Annotated in this window: 12 protein-coding genes; 7 read left to right on the forward strand and 5 right to left on the reverse strand. The window is 72.1% G+C overall.

Annotated elements, in window-relative coordinates; genetic code table 11:
* Window positions 1–43 precede the first annotated feature (43 nt).
* On the forward strand, window positions 44–4,675 hold the full coding sequence (locus ACZ7DE_RS19615; protein ID WP_470762774.1) for a hypothetical protein: 4,632 nt from the start codon (window positions 44–46) through the stop codon (window positions 4,673–4,675).
* Window positions 4,676–4,925: 250 nt separating this feature from the next.
* On the opposite strand, the gene ACZ7DE_RS19620 is transcribed toward ACZ7DE_RS19615, so the two are convergent.
* The gene (locus ACZ7DE_RS19620; RefSeq protein ID WP_470762858.1) at window positions 4,926–5,567 is read right to left on the reverse strand and encodes a hypothetical protein; all 642 of its coding nucleotides are present in this window, start codon (window positions 5,565–5,567) and stop codon (window positions 4,926–4,928) included.
* 420 nt (window positions 5,568–5,987) lie between these two features.
* On the opposite strand from ACZ7DE_RS19620, the gene ACZ7DE_RS19625 reads away from it, so the two are divergent.
* From ACZ7DE_RS19625 to ACZ7DE_RS19645, 5 genes are read left to right on the forward strand one after another with little or no spacing between them, the layout of a single operon-like run.
* On the forward strand, window positions 5,988–8,918 hold the full coding sequence (locus ACZ7DE_RS19625; RefSeq protein WP_470762776.1) for a nitrate- and nitrite sensing domain-containing protein: 2,931 nt from the start codon (window positions 5,988–5,990) through the stop codon (window positions 8,916–8,918).
* Window positions 8,915–9,346 (forward strand): roadblock/LC7 domain-containing protein, encoded by a 432-nt coding sequence (locus tag ACZ7DE_RS19630; protein ID WP_470762778.1) that lies wholly within the window; start codon window positions 8,915–8,917, stop codon window positions 9,344–9,346. Before ACZ7DE_RS19625 ends, ACZ7DE_RS19630 begins: the two co-directional genes overlap by 4 nt.
* A 9-nt stretch (window positions 9,347–9,355) precedes the next feature.
* A complete protein-coding gene (locus ACZ7DE_RS19635) occupies window positions 9,356–9,751 on the forward strand; it encodes a DUF742 domain-containing protein (protein ID WP_470762780.1) in 396 nt (131 codons plus the stop codon).
* 24 nt (window positions 9,752–9,775) lie between these two features.
* Complete coding sequence (locus ACZ7DE_RS19640; RefSeq protein WP_470762783.1) at window positions 9,776–13,432, forward strand: hydantoinase B/oxoprolinase family protein; 3,657 nt, start codon at window positions 9,776–9,778, stop codon at window positions 13,430–13,432.
* Window positions 13,413–14,018 (forward strand): GTP-binding protein, encoded by a 606-nt coding sequence (locus ACZ7DE_RS19645; RefSeq protein ID WP_470762785.1) that lies wholly within the window; start codon window positions 13,413–13,415, stop codon window positions 14,016–14,018. Before ACZ7DE_RS19640 ends, ACZ7DE_RS19645 begins: the two co-directional genes overlap by 20 nt.
* An 80-nt stretch (window positions 14,019–14,098) precedes the next feature.
* Here the strand turns inward: ACZ7DE_RS19645 and glpK are convergent, their stop codons facing one another.
* The 4 genes from glpK to ACZ7DE_RS19665 all read right to left on the reverse strand — a co-directional run bounded on the left by glpK (window position 14,099) and on the right by ACZ7DE_RS19665 (window position 18,411).
* Window positions 14,099–15,619: a glycerol kinase GlpK gene (glpK, locus tag ACZ7DE_RS19650; protein WP_470762787.1), complete on the reverse strand. Its 1,521-nt coding sequence runs from the start codon at window positions 15,617–15,619 to the stop codon at window positions 14,099–14,101.
* Window positions 15,620–15,639: 20 nt separating this feature from the next.
* Complete coding sequence (locus tag ACZ7DE_RS19655) at window positions 15,640–16,389, reverse strand: MIP/aquaporin family protein (protein ID WP_470762789.1); 750 nt, start codon at window positions 16,387–16,389, stop codon at window positions 15,640–15,642.
* A 409-nt stretch (window positions 16,390–16,798) separates the two neighbouring features.
* Entirely contained in the window at window positions 16,799–17,989 is a 1,191-nt protein-coding gene (locus ACZ7DE_RS19660; RefSeq protein WP_470762791.1) for a lipid-transfer protein, read from the reverse strand.
* Entirely contained in the window at window positions 17,989–18,411 is a 423-nt protein-coding gene (locus tag ACZ7DE_RS19665) for a Zn-ribbon domain-containing OB-fold protein (RefSeq protein ID WP_470762860.1), read from the reverse strand. Before ACZ7DE_RS19665 ends, ACZ7DE_RS19660 begins: the two co-directional genes overlap by 1 nt.
* A 96-nt stretch (window positions 18,412–18,507) precedes the next feature.
* On the opposite strand from ACZ7DE_RS19665, the gene ACZ7DE_RS19670 reads away from it, so the two are divergent.
* Window positions 18,508–19,317 (forward strand): M15 family metallopeptidase, encoded by an 810-nt coding sequence (locus tag ACZ7DE_RS19670; RefSeq protein WP_470762792.1) that lies wholly within the window; start codon window positions 18,508–18,510, stop codon window positions 19,315–19,317.
* The last annotated feature ends 46 nt before the right edge of the window (window positions 19,318–19,363 follow it).

The raw sequence follows: 19,363 nt of genomic DNA on the forward strand, positions 1-19,363 counted from the left end.
GCTCCTCGCCCCCCGATCTGCCGAAGACTTACGAGAGTCCGCCATGTACGAGCTGTCCCGGGTCCGCCTCTACTCCATCGGTCCTGCCGGTGCGCGCTACGCCGACACCGTGCTTGACCTGCGGGGCGTCGGCGACGTCGTGCCCGACCCCGCCCCCACGCAGGCGGAGTTCTTCGAGGAGGAGCCCGTAGGCCCGCCGCGCCGCCCCGCGCCCGCCGGCGTGCTCTTCCTGGAGAACGGCGGCGGCAAGTCCGTCCTGCTCAAACTGATCTTCTCGGTGATGCTGCCCGGGCACCGCAACACCCTCGGCGGGGCCAGCTCCGGCGTGCTGCGCAAGTTCCTGCTCGCCGACGACTGCGGACACGTGGCGCTGGAGTGGCAGCACGTGCTCACGGGCGAGTGCGTGGTCGTCGGCAAGGCGAGCGAGTGGCGCGGGCGGCAGGTCTCCAACGACCCCCGCAAGTTCGCCGAAGCGTGGTACTCCTTCCGGCCGGGACCCGGGCTGAGCCTGGACAACCTGCCCGTCGCCGAGTCCACCGCCGTGCGCCCGCCGGTCGAGGGCGTCTCCGGCGCCCGGGGCCGCCGACGCACCATGAAGGGGTTCCGGGACGCCATCACCGAGGCGGGGAAGGCGTATCCGCACCTGGAAGTGCACTGGGAGGAGATCCACGACCGGTGGATCGAACACCTCGGCGAACTGGGTCTCGACCCCGAACTCTTCCGCTACCAGCGGGAGATGAACGCCGACGAGGGCGAGGCCGCCGGCCTCTTCGCGGTCAAGAAGGACTCCGACTTCACCGACCTGCTGCTGCGCGCCGTGACCGACACACGGGACACCGACGGGCTCGCCGACCTGGTCAGCGGCTTCGGCAACAAGCTCGGCCGACGCGCCGAGCTCATCGCGGAACGGGACTTCACCGCCGGGTCCGCGGACCTGCTGGGCCGGATCGTCGAGGCCGCCGAGGCGCGGGCACGCGCGCGCGACGTCCACGCCGGGGCCGAGCGGCGCACCCGCGCGCTGGCCCGGCGGCTGTCCGCGCGGGGGGTGCGGGAGAAGCTGCGGGCCGGCGATCTCGCCCAGCGGGTCACGGCCGCCGCCTACGCCGTCACCCACTCCGAGGGCGCGCGGGAGCGCAGTGCGCTGATCGCCGCCGAACTCGCCTTCCGACACGCCTCGTTGGCACTCGCGGCCGCGGAGAAGTCGGCCGCCGCCCAGAAGCGCGAACTCGCCGACGCCCGCACCCTGCACTCCGCATGGCAGGCCGCCGAAGCGGTGCTGCGCCATCGTGCCGCCGCCGACCGCGTCGCGCGGGTGTCCGCCGCGATCCAGGAGGCCGAGCGAGACGCCGCCCCGGCCCTCGCCGCTCGCGCCCGGGCCGCCGTGGACCTCGTACGGGCCCTGCACGCGGCCGCCGAGAGCGCCGAGAACCTCGCCAACGAGGAGGAGGAGCGTTCGGCCGCCCTCCAGGAGGTCGGCGAGTCGGCCCACCGGGACGCCACGTCCGCCGCCACCGACGCCCAGCGCGCCCGCAGCGAGGTCGGGCACCTCCGCCAGCGCCTCGCCGAGGTCGAGCAGGAGACCGCCGAGGCCGTACGCGCGGGCTGGCTCGACGACAGCTCGCCCGACGCCGATCCCGCGCGCGCCGCGCTCGCCGCCAGCGACGCCGAGAAGACGGCCGTCGCCGCCTGGGACACCGCCCGCGAAGCCTCGCGCAGAGCCGGCGAGCACGCACGCGAGGCGGCCTCGGCCGAGTCCCGCGCCGAACTCACCGCGGCCCGTGCCGCCGACGCGGCCACGGCCGCACAGCGGTCCTACGAGGCCGAGCGACGGCTCGCGGAGGCCCTGGCCGGGGAGGAACGGCTCGCGGAACTGCTCGGGCTCACCGGCGGCCGTGTGCGGCGCCAGATCCCCCAGCCGCGGCAGGACGGCGAGGCGGACCACGGTCCCCTGCTGAGCCCCGAGGACCTGGACCGCTGCGCCGACGAACTGCGCGAACTCCTCGACGACGCCGTCTCCTCCGCCGAACGGCAGCTCTTCGAGCTGCGGACCGCGGCCGCCGACGACTCGCGCATCCTCGGCGCGCTCGGCGACGGGGGACTCCTGCCGCCCGGCCCGGACGTGCTGGCCACCGTCGAGTTCCTCGGCGAGAACGGAATCCCCGCACTGCCCGGCTGGCGCTACCTCGCGCAGGCCGTCGACCCGGCCGACCACGCACGGGTGCTCGCCGCCCGGCCCGAGCTCGTCGACGGCGTGATCATCACCGACCCCCACTCGCACGCACGCGCGCGTGAAGCGCTCGGTGAAGCCGCGCTGCTGCCGCGTTCGGCCGTGGCCGTCGGCACCGCCGCCGCCCTGCTCGCACCGACCCCGCCGGGCGACGCCGACAGCGGCGACGTCTTCCTCGTCCCGCCGAACCCGGCCATGCACGACGAACACGCCGCCGACGAGGAACGGCAGACGCTGCGCGCGCGGGCAACCGAGCGGGACGAGGACATCCGCCGGCTCGCGGCCAGGCTCGGCAAGGACCGGGAACTCGCGGCACGGCTCGCCTCCTGGCGCACCGGCTGTCCGGCCGGGCGGCTCACCGAGCTGGCGCAGGCCGCCGGGGAGGCGCGCGCCTTCGCCGAGGAGTCCGAGGCCGAGCTGGCCGAGGCGCGGACCGTGCGCGCGGAGGCCGACGAGACCGCCGCCGAAGCGGCCCAGGTGCGCGACGAGCGCCAGGAGGCCGCGCAGAAGGCCCGGCGCGCCGCCGACGCCCTGGCCGGCCTCGCCTTCCGGCTGCGCGAGCGCGCCGGCTGGCAGGTCAAGGTGCGTGAACTCGCCGACGAGGCGGCCGAGTCGGAGGCCCGCGCCCAGGCCTGCCTGGAGCGCGCCCGCGCCGCCGACGAGGACCGCCGGGGCGCACAGCGCGCCGCCGACGACGCCCGCCGCACCGCGCGGGCGCTGCGCGCCGAACGCGCCGAGATCGCGGGCGCCCCGGACGACGTTCCGCAGGACGGCACGGACGCCGCCACGGCGTCCCTTCCGGCCCTTCGCGAGGCCTACCGGGCGGCCTCCCAGCTGTACGAGAAGGTCGGCGTCGGCGCCGACCTGCGGGCCGAGCAGGCCCGCGCGGAGAGCGACGAGAGCGCGGCCCGCACCGAGCTGGACCGGCTCAGCAACAAGGTCCGAACGCGCGCCGAGCTGCTGCTGCAGTCGCCCGACGGCTCCGACGGGCCGTCCCGGCAGGCCGCCGCCGCCCGCGCGGACGAGCTGGTCCAGCTGCTGGAGACCCGCATGTCCACCGCGAGCGAACAGCTCGGACGTCTGCGCGGCGAGGCGGAGCGACACGCACCCGAGGACGGCGAGGCCCACACCGAGCTGTCCGAGGAGCTCCAGCCGCGCGACGCCGAGCACGCACAGGCGCTGCTGCGCACCGCGACCGCGGAACTCGCCTCCCGCACCGAGGCGTTGAACCAGTCCCGCGAGGCCCACGCCGAACTCCTGGCCGCCCACCGGGCCGCCGAGGACGCGGCCGGCGGTTTCGACGAGATCGCCGCCATGCTCCGCGACCTGCTGCGCGAGCACACCCCGGAGGAGGAGCAGGAGGAGCCCGAGCCCTACCCCGGCACCCTGGAGGAGGCCCGGCAGTCGGCCGCCGAGGCCCGCCGCTCCCTGCGCGGCTGCGCCGCCGACCTGTCCGCCGCCGAGTCCGCCGTCCGCGAGGCCAGTGACGTCCTCGTGCGGCACGCCAACTCCACGCGCTACGAGCAGGTCCGCACTCCCGCGCGGCAGCAGATCCGTGAGCTGCCCGCCTCCGCGCTGCCGGAGCACGCGAAGAAGTGGGCGGACGCCTTCGCCCCCCGACTGCGTGTCCTGACCGACGAGTTGGAGCAACTGGAGCGCAACCGGGACTCGATCGTGGACCGGCTCAGGGGGCTCGTCGAGTCCGCGCTCGCCACCCTGCGCTCGGCGCAGCGCCTCTCCCGCCTGCCCGAGGGGCTCGGTGAGTGGTCCGGCCAGGAGTTCCTGCGCATCCGCTTCGAGGAGCCCGATCAGGCCACTCTTACCGAACGGCTCGGCGACGTCATCGACGAGGCGACGAGGGCGGCCGTCAAGAAGAACTCCGACCTGCGACGCGACGGCATGTCGCTGCTGCTGCGCGGGGTCGGCGCGGCCCTCCAGCCCAAGGGCGTCGCCGTCGAGATCCTCAAGCCGGACGCCGTGCTGCGCGCCGAACGCGTCCCCGTCGGTCAGATGGGCGATGTGTTCTCCGGCGGCCAGCTGCTCACCGCGGCCATCGCGCTGTACTGCACGATGGCCGCGCTCAGGAGCAACGACCGGGGCCGGGACAAGCACCGTCACGCCGGAACGCTGTTCCTCGACAACCCCATCGGCCGCGCCAACGCCACCTATCTGCTGGAGCTCCAGCGCGCGGTCTCGGACGCCCTCGGCGTGCAGCTCCTCTACACCACCGGCCTGTTCGACACGACGGCGCTGGCGGAGTTCCCCCTGGTCATCCGTCTGCGCAACGACGCCGACCTCCGGGCGGGCCTGAAGTACATCAGGGTCGAGGAACACCTCCGGCCGGGGCTGCCCCAGCAGGCTCCCGCCGCGGAAGGCGAGGGGACGCAGGTGCACAGCGAGATCACGGCGACACGGATGTTCAAACGCCCCGCGCCGAACGCCAGTTGATCAGGCTGTCCTCGGCCCCCCCGTGGCGACCTCCGTGGCCCCGGGGGGCGCGCGACGGGCGCAGGTGAGAATGAGGTGGGGAGTACGGACTGTGGGCGCCCTGTGGGCGCCGCGGTCGAGCCGCCGCATCCCAACCGCCCACGCCGGGCTAGGTGATCGGCCCCCCCGTCCGGTCGTCCCGGCACGGGGCGGCACGGTGAAGCCCGCGTCGGCTCCGGCCGCTCTCCGCCCCGCCCGCCTGCGACCGGCCTCAGGAGTGGGACAGCCGTCCCGCGCCGCCCTGCCTGCGTATCCGTTCCTGCGCGCGCTGGGCGACCCGGGCCTGCCGCTGCGCCCGGCGCCGCTCGCGGCGCAGTGAACGCGCCGTGCTGCTCGGCGTCGACACCACGCCGTTGCGCTGGTTCCACACCTGCCGGGTCACCCAGACGTCCAGCGCGCCCCAGGTGGCCAGCACCGTGCTCACCACACTGCTGATCACCATGGGGAAGGCCAGCCAGGACCCGGCCAGGGTGCACAGGAAGGCGACCATGGCCTGAATCAGCGTCACGGCGATGACGAGCACCGCGCGTACGGCCGCCGTGCGCACCGGGTCGGGCATCCGGCGCCGACGCGCGGGTTCCTCCACCCACAACTGCCGGTAGCCCGTCCGTGCCTGTCCTGCGGTGGACGCACCGCCCATGTCCGCCCCACCGGTCGGCCGAACGCCCTGGTCCGCCGCGTCCGCGCCTCTCGCCGCCGGGACCTTGCGCTCCGGCGACTCGTACCCGTGGGCCGTACCGCCGTACCCCGCCGCTGTCACGTGCCCGTTCGCCGGAATGTCGCGATCCGGTGCCTCGGGGTCCCGCAGCGCCGTACCGCCCGCTGCCGCCTCACGCCGCTCCGCCGTGCCCATCACCGTGTCACTCCCCACCGCCAGCAGTCCGCTCGCCTCCGGATCGAAGACCCGGCTCCCCAGTGGCTGCCCGGCTTGCGCTGTTTTACGCCGCCCAGGTGCGGCCTACGGCTCGTGTGGCCGATTCCGCCCCCAATTCCCAATGAGTAGGACGCGTGACGTGCCCTGAAGATTCCCAAGTTGCGAAAAATTCTGGCCAACTCCTGAGCGGGGCCAACCGAATCCAGCCGGGCCTGATCGATCGGATTCGGGGAGGCAATCTCCCACAATGCCCGGACAACGCACCATGTCTCGCCCTCGGTACGGAAGTTCATCTTCCGGACGGCTCTTCGAGTTACCTGCGCGTCGGTAGTAGGCTCGCGCCGTTTGTTGACGCACATGTGTGCCCCCTGCCGGTGGGGGTTCGAGCAGGGGGAGGCCATGCGCTTTCGCGGGAAATCGATCCGCCGGAAGATCGTGGCGCTGCTTCTCGTGCCGCTGGTGTCCCTGACCGCCCTGTGGGGATTCGCCACGGTGCTCACGGGACGCGAGGCGAGCCGCCTGTTCACCGTCTCCTCGCTCGTCGAAAACGTCGGCTACCCCATCGAGGACACCGTCCGCGTCGTCCAGCAGGAACGCCGACAGACCCTCGTCTACCTCGCCGACCCTCGGGCCTCGGAGGCGCTGTCCGCCCTGCGTCGCACCCGGACGGCGACCGACCAGGCTCTGGCCGAGATCCGCAGCAACGCCAAGGACCCCGACGTACGCGACGTCCTGGACCAGGACGACAGTGAGGGTCTGACCGCGATACTCGACGCCTTCGACGGCCTCGACTCGCTGCGCCGCAGCGTCGAGGAGGGAACCGTCGGCCGAGCCCAGGCCCTCGACCTCTACACCCAGCTGATCGGCCCCTGTTACTCCCTGCTGGCCAAGCTGGACGTGGTCGACAGCGTGGAGATGGACAAGCAGTACCGGGCCCTCGTCAGCGTCGCCCGCGCCCGTGAGCTGCTCTCCCAGGAGGACGCGCTGCTCGGCTCCGCCCTGGTCGTGGGCCGGCTCAGCCGTGCGGAGATCCGCGGTGTCTCCGACCTGGAGGCGCAGCGCGAGGCGGTCTACGACATCAGTCTCGTCCAGCTGCCCGCCGCGGAGCGCGAGCGCTACGAGAGCTTCTGGAAGAACGCCACCACCGCCCCGCTGCGGACCGTCGAACAGGCCGTCGCCGGCGCCACGCCGGGAGACCCGCCCCGCGGGGTCAGCGCCAAGAGCTGGGACACCGCCGCCGGGAACGTCCTCGACGAGCTCGGCACCCTGGACGAGCAGGCCAACGACCGCTATCAGGACCGCGTCGGCCCGGTGGCGATGGAGGTCATCGTCAAGGCCGTCGTCGCAGGCGTCTTCGGGCTGGTCGCCCTGCTCGTCTCCCTCGTGTTGTCCGTGCGCATCGGCCGCGGCCTCATCCGCGACCTGCGCCAGCTCAGGCTGGAGGCCCACGAGGCCTCCGGCGTGCGCCTGCCCAGCGTGATGCGCCGGCTGTCCGCGGGCGAACAGGTCGACGTCGAGACCGAAGTGCCGCGCCTGGAGTACGACAAGAACGAGCTGGGTGAGGTGGGCCAGGCCCTCAACACCCTCCAGCGCGCCGCCGTCGAGGCGGCCGTCAAGCAGGCCGAACTGCGCTCCGGCGTCTCCGAGGTCTTCGTCAACCTCGCCCGCCGCAGCCAGGTCCTGCTGCACAAGCAGCTCACCCTGCTCGACACGATGGAACGCCGCACCGAGGACACCGAAGAGCTCGCCGACCTCTTCCGCCTCGACCACCTCACCACCCGCATGCGCCGGCACGCCGAGGGGCTGGTGATCCTCTCCGGCGCCGCCCCCTCCCGGCAGTGGCGCAAGCCCGTCCAGCTCATGGACATCGTGCGCGCCGCGGTCGCCGAGGTCGAGGACTACGAACGCATCGAGGTCCGCCGCCTGCCCCGCCTGGCCGCGACCGGCCCGGCCGTCGCCGACCTCACCCACCTGGTGGCCGAACTCCTGGAGAACGCCACGGTGTTCTCCCCGCCGCACACCGCCGTCCAGGTGTACGGCGACCGGGTGGCCAACGGCTTCACGCTGGAAATCCACGACCGTGGTCTCGGCATGGCGCCCGAAGCCCTCCTGGAGGCCAACCTCCGGCTCGCCGAGACGCCGGAATTCGAGCTGTCCGACACCGACCGCCTCGGGTTGTTCGTGGTCAGCCGGCTCGCCCAGCGCCAGAACGTCCGCGTCTCCCTGCAGCCCTCGCCGTACGGAGGGACGACCGCTGTCGTCTTCATCCCCGACGCGCTGCTGACCGACGACGTCCCCGACACCAACGGCATCGGTTTCCGGCTCGACCGTCCCCGGCCGCCGAAGGAGGCCGGGCTTGCGGAGACGCGCAGGTCCGCGCTCTCTCCGGCCTCGGCGCAGCTCCCCGGAGTGCCCGCCTCGCTGCTCGACGGACCGATCGAGCTGGAGGCCCCGGTCGACCTGGACGCACTCGGAGGCTTCCGGGTCCCTCTGGCCGAGGACGACGACCAGGACGGTCTCTTCCGCCCCCGTCGCTCCCTCACCCGCAGCGAGGACGAGCCGCGCGTAGACGCCGTCGACCAGCACCGCAGGATGCCCGGCGGCCCGGCCGGTCCCGGCGAACCCGACGGATCCGTCACCGACACCCCCGCCGCGCCGCCCGTCCCGCTGCTGCCCGGACGCCGGACGCCCAAGCTGGTCAGCTCGCACGGCCGTCCGGTCCCGGAACAGCGGCTTCCGCGCACGGAGACGGACACGCAACCCCCGGCCAGGCCCGGCCCCCGCCGCATGGACGACGACAAGCCGGCGCCTCTGCCGTCCCGCCGTCGTGGCGCGACGGCACAGATTCCCCACGGCGGCGGCGCCGAGCGCTCCGCGCTGCAGGAACACGCCGGTCGCGGTGCGCAGGAGCCGTCCGAGGCCCCCGTTCTTCCACGCCGCACACGGCAGGCCCCGGCCCCGTCCGTCGGCCCCGACGACCCGGCCGAGCGCGCCGCCGCGGCACCCGCCGGGACCGAGGGCGGTGTCCGGGGCGGCGCCCCGAGGAGCGATGCCCGCGGTCGAGGCGCCGCGGCTCATGACTCCGGCTCCGGCGCGGGGGCGCTGCCACGGCGCGTGCGACAGGCGAACCTGGCCCCCCAGCTGAGGCAGGGCCCGGCCGAGCGTCCCGACAACCGCGCCGACCCCGCGGACCGGGACGCCGACGAGGTACGCAGCCGCATGGCCTCGCTCCAGCGAGGCTGGCAGCGCGGCCGCGTAGAGAACGCCGCGGGCGACGACGCCCACAGCGGCACAGCACCACAAGGAACGACAAAGGGGGACGGTCGATGACCGCACCGAAGGCGACCGGCCACACCGGCAACAACGGCGAGCTGAACTGGCTCCTCGACGAACTCGTCGATCGTGTCGCCAGCATCCGCAAGGCCGTCGTCCTTTCCGGCGACGGTCTGCCGACGGGGGTGTCGAGGGACCTGACCCGCGAGGACGGCGAGCACCTCGCCGCCGTCGCCTCCGGGTTCCACAGCCTCGCCAAGGGCGTCGGCCGCCACTTCGAGGCCGGCAGCGTCCGCCAGACCGTCGTCGAACTCGACGACGCCTTCCTGTTCGTCACGGCCGCCGGTGACGGCAGCTGCCTCGCCGTCCTCTCGGACGCCGACTCGGACGTGGGGCTCGTGGCGTACGAGATGACGCTCCTGGTCAAGCGGGTCGGCGTGCATCTGGGAACCGCTCCGCGCACCGATCTGCCCTCGGGCGGGTAGTGGGATGGCATGAGCACAGACGGTCAGGGAAGCAGTCACTGGTTCGACGACGAGGCCGGGCCGGTCGTCCGTCCGTACGCCATGACGCGCGGCCGCACCACCAGTGCTGTCCAGCATCGCCTCGATCTGATCGCGCTCGTCGTCGCGGAGCCTCATGCCGAGGACGCGGAAGCGGACCCCTCGCTGTCCCCGGAGCACGTGGACATCGTGCTGCTGTGCCGGGAGGCGCCGCAGTCGGTCGCCGAACTCGCCGCCGAACTCAACCTGCCCATCGGAGTGGTCCGCGTCCTCGTCGGAGACCTCGTGGACGCGGAATTCGTCCATGTGAACCGGCCGGTCCCCCCGGCCGAACTGCCCGACGAGAGTATTCTGCGCGACGTGATCAACGGCCTCCGAGCGCTGTGAGCAGCGCGGAAGCGGGGTGAAGACGTGACCGGCTGGCAGTTCTGGGTGGACCGGGGCGGCACCTTCACGGACATCGTCGCGCGCCGCCCGGACGGCCGGCTCCTGACGCACAAACTCCTGTCGGAGAACCCGGCCCGGTACGCCGACGCGGCGGTCGCCGGCGTCCGGGCCCTCCTGGCGGGCGGGCAGGAGCCCGTGGAGGCGGTCCGCATGGGCACCACGGTCGCCACCAACGCCCTGCTGGAACGCCGGGGCGAGCGCACCGTTCTCGTCATCACCCGTGGCTTCCGTGACGCGCTGCGCATCGCCTACCAGAACCGCCCCCACATCTTCGCCCGCCGCATCGAACTCCCGGAGCTGCTGTACGAGCGGGTCCTGGAGGTCGACGAGCGGATCCGTGCCGACGGGACGGTCCTGCGCGCCCCCGACCTGGACGCTCTCGCAGGTCCCCTGCGTGAGGCCTACGACGACGGGATCAGAGCCGTCGCCGTCGTCTGCATGCACAGCCACCTGCACCCGGCACACGAACAGGCCGTCGGGCAGTTGGCCGCCCGCACGGGGTTCCCGCAGATCTCGCTGTCCAGCGAGGTCAGCCCGCTCATGAAACTCGTCCCGCGCGGGGACACCGCCGTCGTCGACGCCTACCTGTCGCCCGTCCTGCGCCGCTACGTGCGCCATGTCGCCGACGAGCTGCGAGGCGTGCGGCTGATGTTCATGCAGTCCAACGGCGGGCTTGCCGAAGCGAGCCAGTTCCGCGGCAAGGACGCCATCCTGTCCGGGCCCGCCGGAGGCATCGTCGGCATGGCCCGGATGTCCCAGCTCGCGGGCTTCGACCGCGTCATCGGCTTCGACATGGGCGGCACCTCCACCGACGTCTCCCACTTCGCGGGCGAATACGAGCGGGTCTTCTCCACACAGATCGCGGGCGTGCGACTGCGTGCTCCGATGCTGGACATCCACACCGTCGCGGCGGGCGGTGGCTCCGTTCTCCGTTTCGACGGCTCCCGCTACCGCGTGGGCCCCGACTCGGCCGGCGCCGAGCCCGGGCCGGCCTGCTACCGCGGTGGTGGCCCGCTCGCCGTCACCGACGCCAACGTGATGCTCGGCCGTATCCAACCGGCCCACTTTCCGGCGGTGTTCGGCCCCGGCGGCGACGAGCCCCTCGACGCGGCGCTCGTGGCGGACCGCTTCAGCGCCCTCGCCCGCGAGATCCGCGAGCAGACCGGCGACGACCGCACACCCGAGCAGGTCGCCGAGGGTTTTCTGCAGATCGCCGTCGCCAACATCGCCAACGCGGTGAAACGGATCTCCGTCCAGAAGGGCCACGACGTCACCCGCTACGCCCTCACCACCTTCGGTGGCGCGGGCGGCCAGCACGCGTGCATGGTCGCCGACTCGCTCGGCATCCGTACCGTCCTCGTCCCGCCCATGGCCGGGGTGCTGTCGGCGCTCGGCATCGGGCTCGCCGACACGACCGCCATGCGCGAACAGTCCGTGGAAGCGCCCCTGGAAGCCGCCTCGCTGCCCGCGATCCTCAAGACGGCCGACGATCTCGAGGCGGCCGCCCGCGACGAACTCCGCGCCGAGGACGTCCCCGATCACCATGTCCGCGTCGTGCGTCGCGCCCAGCTCCGCTACGACGGAACCGACACCGCCCTCACCGTCGAGCTCACCGACCCCACCGCGATGCGCCGCACCTTCGAAGAACGTCATCGCGCCACGTACTCCTTCACGCTCGACCGCCCGATCGTCGTCGAGGCGCTCTCCGTCGAAGCCACCGGCATCACCGAACCCCCTGACCTGTCGGCCCTCGCCCCGTACGAAGGCCGTACCGCCGCGCCCGAGACCGTCCGCCTCCACACCGGCGGCGTCTGGCACGACGTTCCCCTGCACCGCCGGGAGAACCTCCCTCCCGGCGACACGATCACCGGCCCCGCGATCATCACCGAGGCCGGCGCGACGACCGTCGTCGACTCCGGCTGGAAGGCCGGCGCGACCCACGACGGGCATCTGGTCATGGAACGCGCGGCGGTCACGCAGAGTTCCGATCTCGTGACGGAAGCCGACCCGGTTCTCCTCGAGGTCTTCAACAACCTCTTCATGTCCATCGCCGAACAGATGGGCGCCCGCCTGGAGTCGACGGCCCAGTCCGTCAACATCAAGGAGCGCCTCGACTTCTCCTGCGCCCTCTTCGACCCCCACGGAAACCTGGTGGCCAACGCGCCCCACATCCCCGTCCACCTGGGATCGATGGGCACGAGCGTCAAGGAGGTCATCCGCCGCCGCGGCTCCTCGATGCGGCCCGGCGACACCTACGCGGTCAACGACCCCTATCACGGCGGCACCCACCTGCCGGACGTCACCGTGATCACCCCGGTGTTCGACACCGGTATGAACGACAGCGGCAGTGTCACGGAGAGTGACCCGAAGCTCCTGTTCTACGTCGCCTCACGCGGCCACCACGCCGAGATCGGCGGCATCGCACCCGGCTCCATGCCGGCCGGCAGCCGCACCATCGAGGAGGAGGGAGTCCTCTTCGACAACTGGCTGCTGGCCGAGAACGGCCGCTTCCGCGAGGAGGAGACCCTCCGTCTCCTCACCGACGCTCCCCACCCCTCGCGCAACCCGAGGACCAACCTCGCCGACCTGCGCGCCCAGATCGCCGCCAATCGGAAAGGCGTCGACGAAGTGGCCCGCATGATCGAGGACTTCGGCCTCGACGTCGTACAGGCCTACATGGGCCACGTGCAGGACAACGCGGAGGAAGCCGTGCGCCGCGTCATCGACGCCCTGGACGACGGCGAGTACTCCTACGAGACCGACTCGGGCGCGATCATCCGGGTACGCGTGCGCGTGGACCGCGCGACCCGCTCCGCGACCGTCGACTTCACCGGCACGTCACCGCAGCTGCCGACCAACTTCAACGCCCCCTTGTCCGTCGTCAACGCGGCCGTCCTGTACGTCTTCCGCACCCTGGTCGCCGACGACATCCCGTTGAACGACGGCTGTCTGCGCCCGTTGCGGATCGTCGTGCCGCGTGGCTCCCTGCTCGCGCCCGAGCCGCCCGCCGCCGTCGTCGCCGGCAACGTCGAGACCTCCCAGGCGATCACCGGCGCCCTCTACGCCGCCCTCGGCGTCCAGGCCGAGGGCTCCGGCACCATGAACAACGTCACGTTCGGCAACGAACGCCACCAGTACTACGAAACCGTCGCGTCCGGTTCCGGCGCGGGTGACGGATTCCCCGGCGCGAGCGTCGTCCAGACCCATATGACGAACTCCCGGCTGACCGACCCCGAGGTCCTGGAGTGGCGGCTGCCCGTGCAACTCGACGAGTTCGCCGTACGGCCCGCAAGCGGCGGAGCGGGACGGTGGCGCGGCGGGGACGGCGCGATCCGTCGCATCCGGTTCCGCGAGCCGATGACCGTCTCCACCCTGTCCCAGCACCGCCGGGTCCCTCCTTACGGCCTGGCGGGCGGCGCCCCGGGCGCCCTCGGCGCCAACCGCGTGGAACGCGCCGACGGCACCGTGGTCCGCCTGGCCGGCAGCGACTCCGTGGACGTCGCTCCCGGCGACGTACTCGTCATCGAGACCCCCGGCGGCGGAGGCTACGGACCTCCGCCCCACACCCCCCAGTCAAGCCATCAAGCAGGAGAAGAGATCGATGATCTTCGGGCGTTCTGAGCGCGGCAAGCCCCCGGTCGAGCCCGTCACGCTCAAGATCCTGGTGGCCGGCGGCTTCGGCGTGGGCAAGACGACCCTCGTCGGCGCCGTCAGCGAGATCAGGCCGCTGCGTACCGAGGAGTACCTCACCGAGGCCGGCCGTCCGGTCGACGACACCACCGGCGTCGAAGGCAAGCACACCACCACCGTCGCCATGGACTTCGGCCGCATCACCCTGCGCGAGGACCTGGTGCTCTACCTGTTCGGGACACCCGGCCAGGAGCGCTTCTGGTTCATGTGGGACGAGCTGTCCGAGGGCGCGCTCGGCGCCGTCGTGCTCGCCGACACCCGCCGCCTGGAGGACTGCTTCGCCGCCGTCGATTACTTCGAGCGGCGCTCCATACCGTTCCTGATCGCCGTCAACTGCTTCGAGGGAGCCGCGCTCTACCCCGAGGAGGACGTGCGCGGAGCCCTCGACCTCGACGACGACGTGCCGGTGATGCTGTGCGACGCCCGCGACCGGAGGTCGGTGCGCGACGTCCTGGTCGGCGTCGTCCAGCACGCGATGGACTTCGGCACCGAGCGCCGTCAGACCGTCACCACCTGAGACGCGCCCGGGGCCGGCACGGCCCGTACACCCGCCGACCGGGGTACGGGCCGTGGCTCACAGGGGTGCACGCGCGCGTACTACCCGTCGCCGTCCTCCAGCCAACCGAAGCTCTTCTCCACGGCCTTGCGCCAGTTGCGGTACTCGCGGTCGCGCACCGACGTCTCCATCGCCGGGACCCACTCGGCGTCCTTCTGCCAGTGCGCCTTGAGCTCGTCGAGGTCGTTCCACACGCCCGTGGCCAGCCCCGCCGCGTAGGCGGCTCCCAGACAGGTCGTCTCGGAGACCCGGGGGCGGATCACGGGTACGTCGAGGACGTCCGCCTGATGCTGCATGAGCAGGTTGTTCTTGGTCATGCCGCCGTCCACCTTCAGGGTCGTGATCCGCACCCCGGAGTCCTGGAACATGGCGTCCACGACCTCGCGCGTCTGCCAGCTGGTGGCCTCGAGCACGGCCCGTGCGAGGTGCGCCTTGGTGACGTAGCGGGTGAGTCCCGTGACGACGCCGCGCGCGTCCGAGCGCCAGTACGGTGCGAACAGCCCCGAGAACGCGGGCACGATGTACGCGCCGCCGTTGTCGTCGACGCTCGCGGCCAGGGTCTCGATCTCGTCGGCCGTACGGATGATGCCGAGTTGGTCCCGGAACCACTGGACGAGCGCACCCGTTATGGCGATCGAACCCTCCAGGCAGTAGACGGGCGCCTCACCGCCGATCTTGTAGCCCATCGTCGTCAGCAGGCCGTTCTTGGACGGCACCGGCCGGTTGCCGGTGTTGAGCAGCAGGAAACTGCCCGTCCCGTACGTGTTCTTGGCCGTGCCCACGTCGTAGCAGGCCTGTCCGAACACCGCCGCCTGCTGGTCGCCCAGCGCCGAGGCGACCGGCACGCCGTCCAGTTGGCCCACCGCCGTGCCGTACACCTCGGCGGAGGACCTGATCTCCGGCAGGACGGCCTCGGGCACGTCCATCGCGGTCAGGATGGAGGCGTCCCACTGGAGGGAATCGAGGTTCATCAGCATGGTGCGACCGGCGTTGGTGACGTCGGTGACGTGCCGGCCGCCGTCGGGGCCGCCGGTCAGGTTCCAAATGAGCCAGGAGTCGATGGTTCCGAAGGCGATCTCACCGCGCTCGGCGCGCGCCCGGAGCCCCGGCACGTTGTCCAGCAGCCAGGCCGCCTTGGGCCCGGAGAAGTAGCTGGCCAGCGGCAGGCCGGTCTGCTCGCGGAAACGGTCCTGTCCGTCGGCACCCCCCAGTCGGTTGCACAGGGCCGCCGTGCGTGTGTCCTGCCACACGATCGCGTTGTGCACCGGCTTGCCCGTGGCGCGGTCCCACAACACGGTCGTCTCACGCTGGTTGGTGATGCCGAGGGCGCTGATCTGGTCGGCGCGCAGCCCGGCCTTGGCGATCGCCCCGGCGACCACCGCCTGCACCTTGGACCAGATCTCGGTGGCGTCGTGCTCCACCCAGCCGGGCTTGGGGAAGATCTGCCGGTGTTCACGCTGGTCGACGGCGACGATCGCGCCGCTGTGGTCGAAGACGATGCAGCGGCTGGAGGTGGTGCCCTGGTCGATTGCGGCGACGTACTTCTCGGCGTTGTCCGTCATGGCTACCCCTTGGGCTGGGTTCAGAAGGCTGCGTTGTAGAGGAGACCCGCGATCACTCCGCCGACCAGTGGGCCGGCGACCGGGATCCAGGCGTAACCCCAGTCGGAGGTGCCCTTGTTCGGGATGGGCAGGAAGGTGTGCACGATGCGGGGGCCGAGGTCGCGCGCGGGGTTGATGGCGTACCCGGTGGGCCCGCCCAGGGACAGACCGATGCCGACCACGAGCAGGGACACGATCAGCACCGTGGTTCCGGACTCACCGAGCCCTCTGGTCAGCCCGAAGGCGAGGACCGGGAGGACGAGGGCGATCGTCGCGATGACTTCGGTGATCAGGTTGGCGACCGGGTTGCGTATCTCGGGAATGGTGGCGAAGACGCCCAGGGTCGGTGTCGGCTCGTCGGCCGTGCCCTCGGTGGTGCCCGTCTGCCGGACGTTCGCGTGGAACTGGGCGAGGTACACCAGGTACGCGAGGACGGCCCCGAGCATGGCCCCGACCATCTGTCCCAGCAGGTACACCCACACCTTGCCCCACTCGCCGGTGTCGACGGCGATGCCGAGGGTCACGGCCGGGTTCAGGTGGCCCCCCGACAGGGGCGCGGCCGTGTACGCGCCCGCCAGCACACCGAACCCCCACCCGAAGGCGATCACGACCCACCCCGATGCGCGGGCCTTGGAGTATCTGAGGGTGACAGCGGCGCAGACGCCCGCGCCGAACAGGATGAGTATCGCGGTGCCGATGACCTCGCCGACGAAAATGTCTCCGTTGCTCATGGCGGCTCCTTGGGCCGACCCGGGGCGGATCGACCCCGGTGCTCCGTGCAGGGTGCGGTTCCCGTGGCTGCTTCGGCCGGGGCAGGGAGGTCCCGCGCCCTGCCCGGCGTCCGTGACGAGCGTGCCGTCGTAGCCGAATCGCCCCTGAGGGAGCGGGCTTTCCGTCGGGAAGCCCACGTGACGCGTGCCTGGATACGCCGAGAATGTACGGCGATGTCGGCTGACACCGGGAAGTGTTCACCGGTGCTGAGGGAGCGTCAAGGAGCCCGACGCGAACGGTTGGGGGAGGGGAGGACCGGGCAGGAGGCGGCGACACCGTCGGCGTACGGCCCGGCCTTTGGCCTCGCGCCCGCGGCGGGGACGCCCCGGACCCCGGCCGCTGGTGCGTCTCACCACATCCGGATCTCCGTCACCGCACCGCCACCACCGCCGAACCATGGCCGAACAGCCCCTGGTTCGCCGTGACGGCCACGCGCGCATCCGCGATCTGCCGGTCGCCCGCCTGCCCCCGCAACTGCCAGGTGACCTCGCAGACCTGGGCGATGGCCTGGGCCGGCACGGCTTCCCCGAAGGAGGCCAGCCCTCCGCTCGTGTTCACCGGTATACGACCGCCCGGCGCGGTCGCGCGCTCGCGCAGCAGCTTGGCGGCCTCGCCCTCGCCGCACAGGCCCAGGTCCTCGTACCACTGCAGTTCCAGAGCGGTGGACAGGTCGTAGACCTCGGCGAGGGACAGGTCCTCGGGGCCGACGCCCGCCTCCTCGTAAGCGGCCCTGGCGATCGAGGCCCGGAAGGGTTCACCGGCCGGCTCGACCCCCACCGCCGAGTCGGTCGCGATGTCCGGCAGGTCGAGCACCGGGTTGGGGTAGCGGGGCGTCACGGTGGACACGGCCCTGATCCGCACCGGGTCTGTCGCCCCGTGCCGACGGGCGTACTCCATGCTGGACAGCACCAGCGCCGCGCCGCCGTCCGAGGTCGCGCAGATGTCCAGCAGTCGCAGCGGATCGGCGACGACCGGGGAGGCGGCGACCTCCTCCGGAGTGACCGGCTTCCGGTAGCGCGCGTTAGGGTTCAGCGCTCCCATGGCCGCGTTCTTCACCTTGACCTGCGCGAAGTCCTCCGGCGTGTCCCCGTGCACCGCCATGCGCCTGCGGGCGTACAGCCCGAAGTACGTCGGATTGGTCGCGCCGAGAACGCGGAAGCGCAGCCAGTCCGGGTCGTCCGGCCGGTCCCCTCCCGCCGGGCGGAAGAAGCCCTTGGGGGCGGCGTCGGCCCCCACCACGAGCACCACGTCCGCCTGGCCCGCGAGGATCTGGGCCCGGGCCGTGTCGATCGCCTGCGCCCCGGACGCGCACGCCGCGTACACGCTCGTGACCCGGGCGCCCTGCCACCCCAGCGCCTTCGCGAACGTCGCCCCGGCCACATAGCCCGGATAGCCGCCACGCACCGTGTCCGCGCCGACGATCGAGTCGACGTTCCGCCAGTCCACGCGCGCGTCGGCGAGCGCTGCCCGCGCCGCCTTCACCCCGTACTCGGCGAAGCCGCGCCCCCACTTGCCCCAGGGATGCATCCCCGCGCCCAGCACCGCCACCTCTGCCGTCATCACGCCACCCCCGTCGGCCGCCATCGCCAGGTCGTCCAGGTCGTCTCCGCGTCCTCGTCGAGTACGCCGGGGACGACCTCCACCTCCATGCCCACCGCCAGGTCGGCGACGGTGATGCCGGGAACCGCCTGTCCCAGCACCACGATCTGCTCGGACTCCAGCTCCACAGCGATCAACGCGTACGGCTCCCACGGAAGTTCCGGGTCGGTCACATAGGGTGACGGAGGCCGGTATCGGCTGTCCGTGTAGGACCAGACGCGTCCGCGCCGCGAGAGCGGGACCTCCTCCAGGTCGTCGCTCCGGCAGTGCGGGTTGCGGCAATGGCTGTCCTCGCGAGGGAAGAACACCGCCCGGCACGCCGAGCACCGCGTTCCGAGCAGTCTGAAGCCGTCCCCCTCCCCGGTGAACCATCCGGCGACCACGGGTGTACGTGCACGCGACAAGGTCCCCTCCCCACTCTTGTCTGACGACTCGTCAGGAGTGTGGCACGGCGGTGGGGAAATGGGCAGGGAGGAGACATGACACGACTCTCCGGCGCCGTACGCGTCGCCGTGGCCATGCTCACGGCCCTGCTGACCGCGACCACCACCCCCGCCGCCGCACAGGCCCACACCGGCCCCAGCGCTCCCGAGGACTTCGTGTCGCTGAAGGCCGTGGACCCGACGATCCTCCAGGAGATGCGCTACTACACGCCGCACAACTTCGTCGGCGAGCGCATCGACGGATATCTGCAGCCGACGTGCCTCCTCACCCGGCCCGCCGCGGAAGCCCTCCACACGGCCCAGACGACACTGTTGCGCCGGGGGTACACCCTCAAGGTCTACGACTGCTACCGCCCCCAGCGCGCCGTGAACCACTTCGTCCGATGGGCCGAGGACCTGAACGACCAGGCGACGAAGGCCGAGTTCTACCCGAACGTCGACAAGACCCGCCTGTTCACCGACGGTTACATCGCCGAGAGGTCCGGGCACAGCCGCGGTTCGACCATGGACCTCACCCTCGTGAGGCTCCCGGCCAGGCCGACCAGGCCCTACGTCCCCGGCGAACCTCTCGTGCCCTGTCACGCACCGCGACAACAGCGCTTCCCCGACAACTCGGTCGACATGGGAACCGGCTTCGACTGTTTCGACACCTTGGCCCACACCCTCGACGCACGCATCCAGGGGCCGCAGCGGACCAACCGACTGCTCCTGAAAACCACCCTGGAGGACCTCGGATTCGTGAACCTGGCCGAGGAATGGTGGCACTACACCTTCAGGCCCGAGCCCTACCCGGACACCTACTTCGACTTCCCCGTCTCCACCAAGTCCCTGGTCGGACGGCACTGAGCCGCCTCCGTGCAACGCCCTCCCCAAGATCGGATACGCTCCGCCG

Source organism: Streptomyces sp. NPDC037083, from assembly GCF_055606485.1.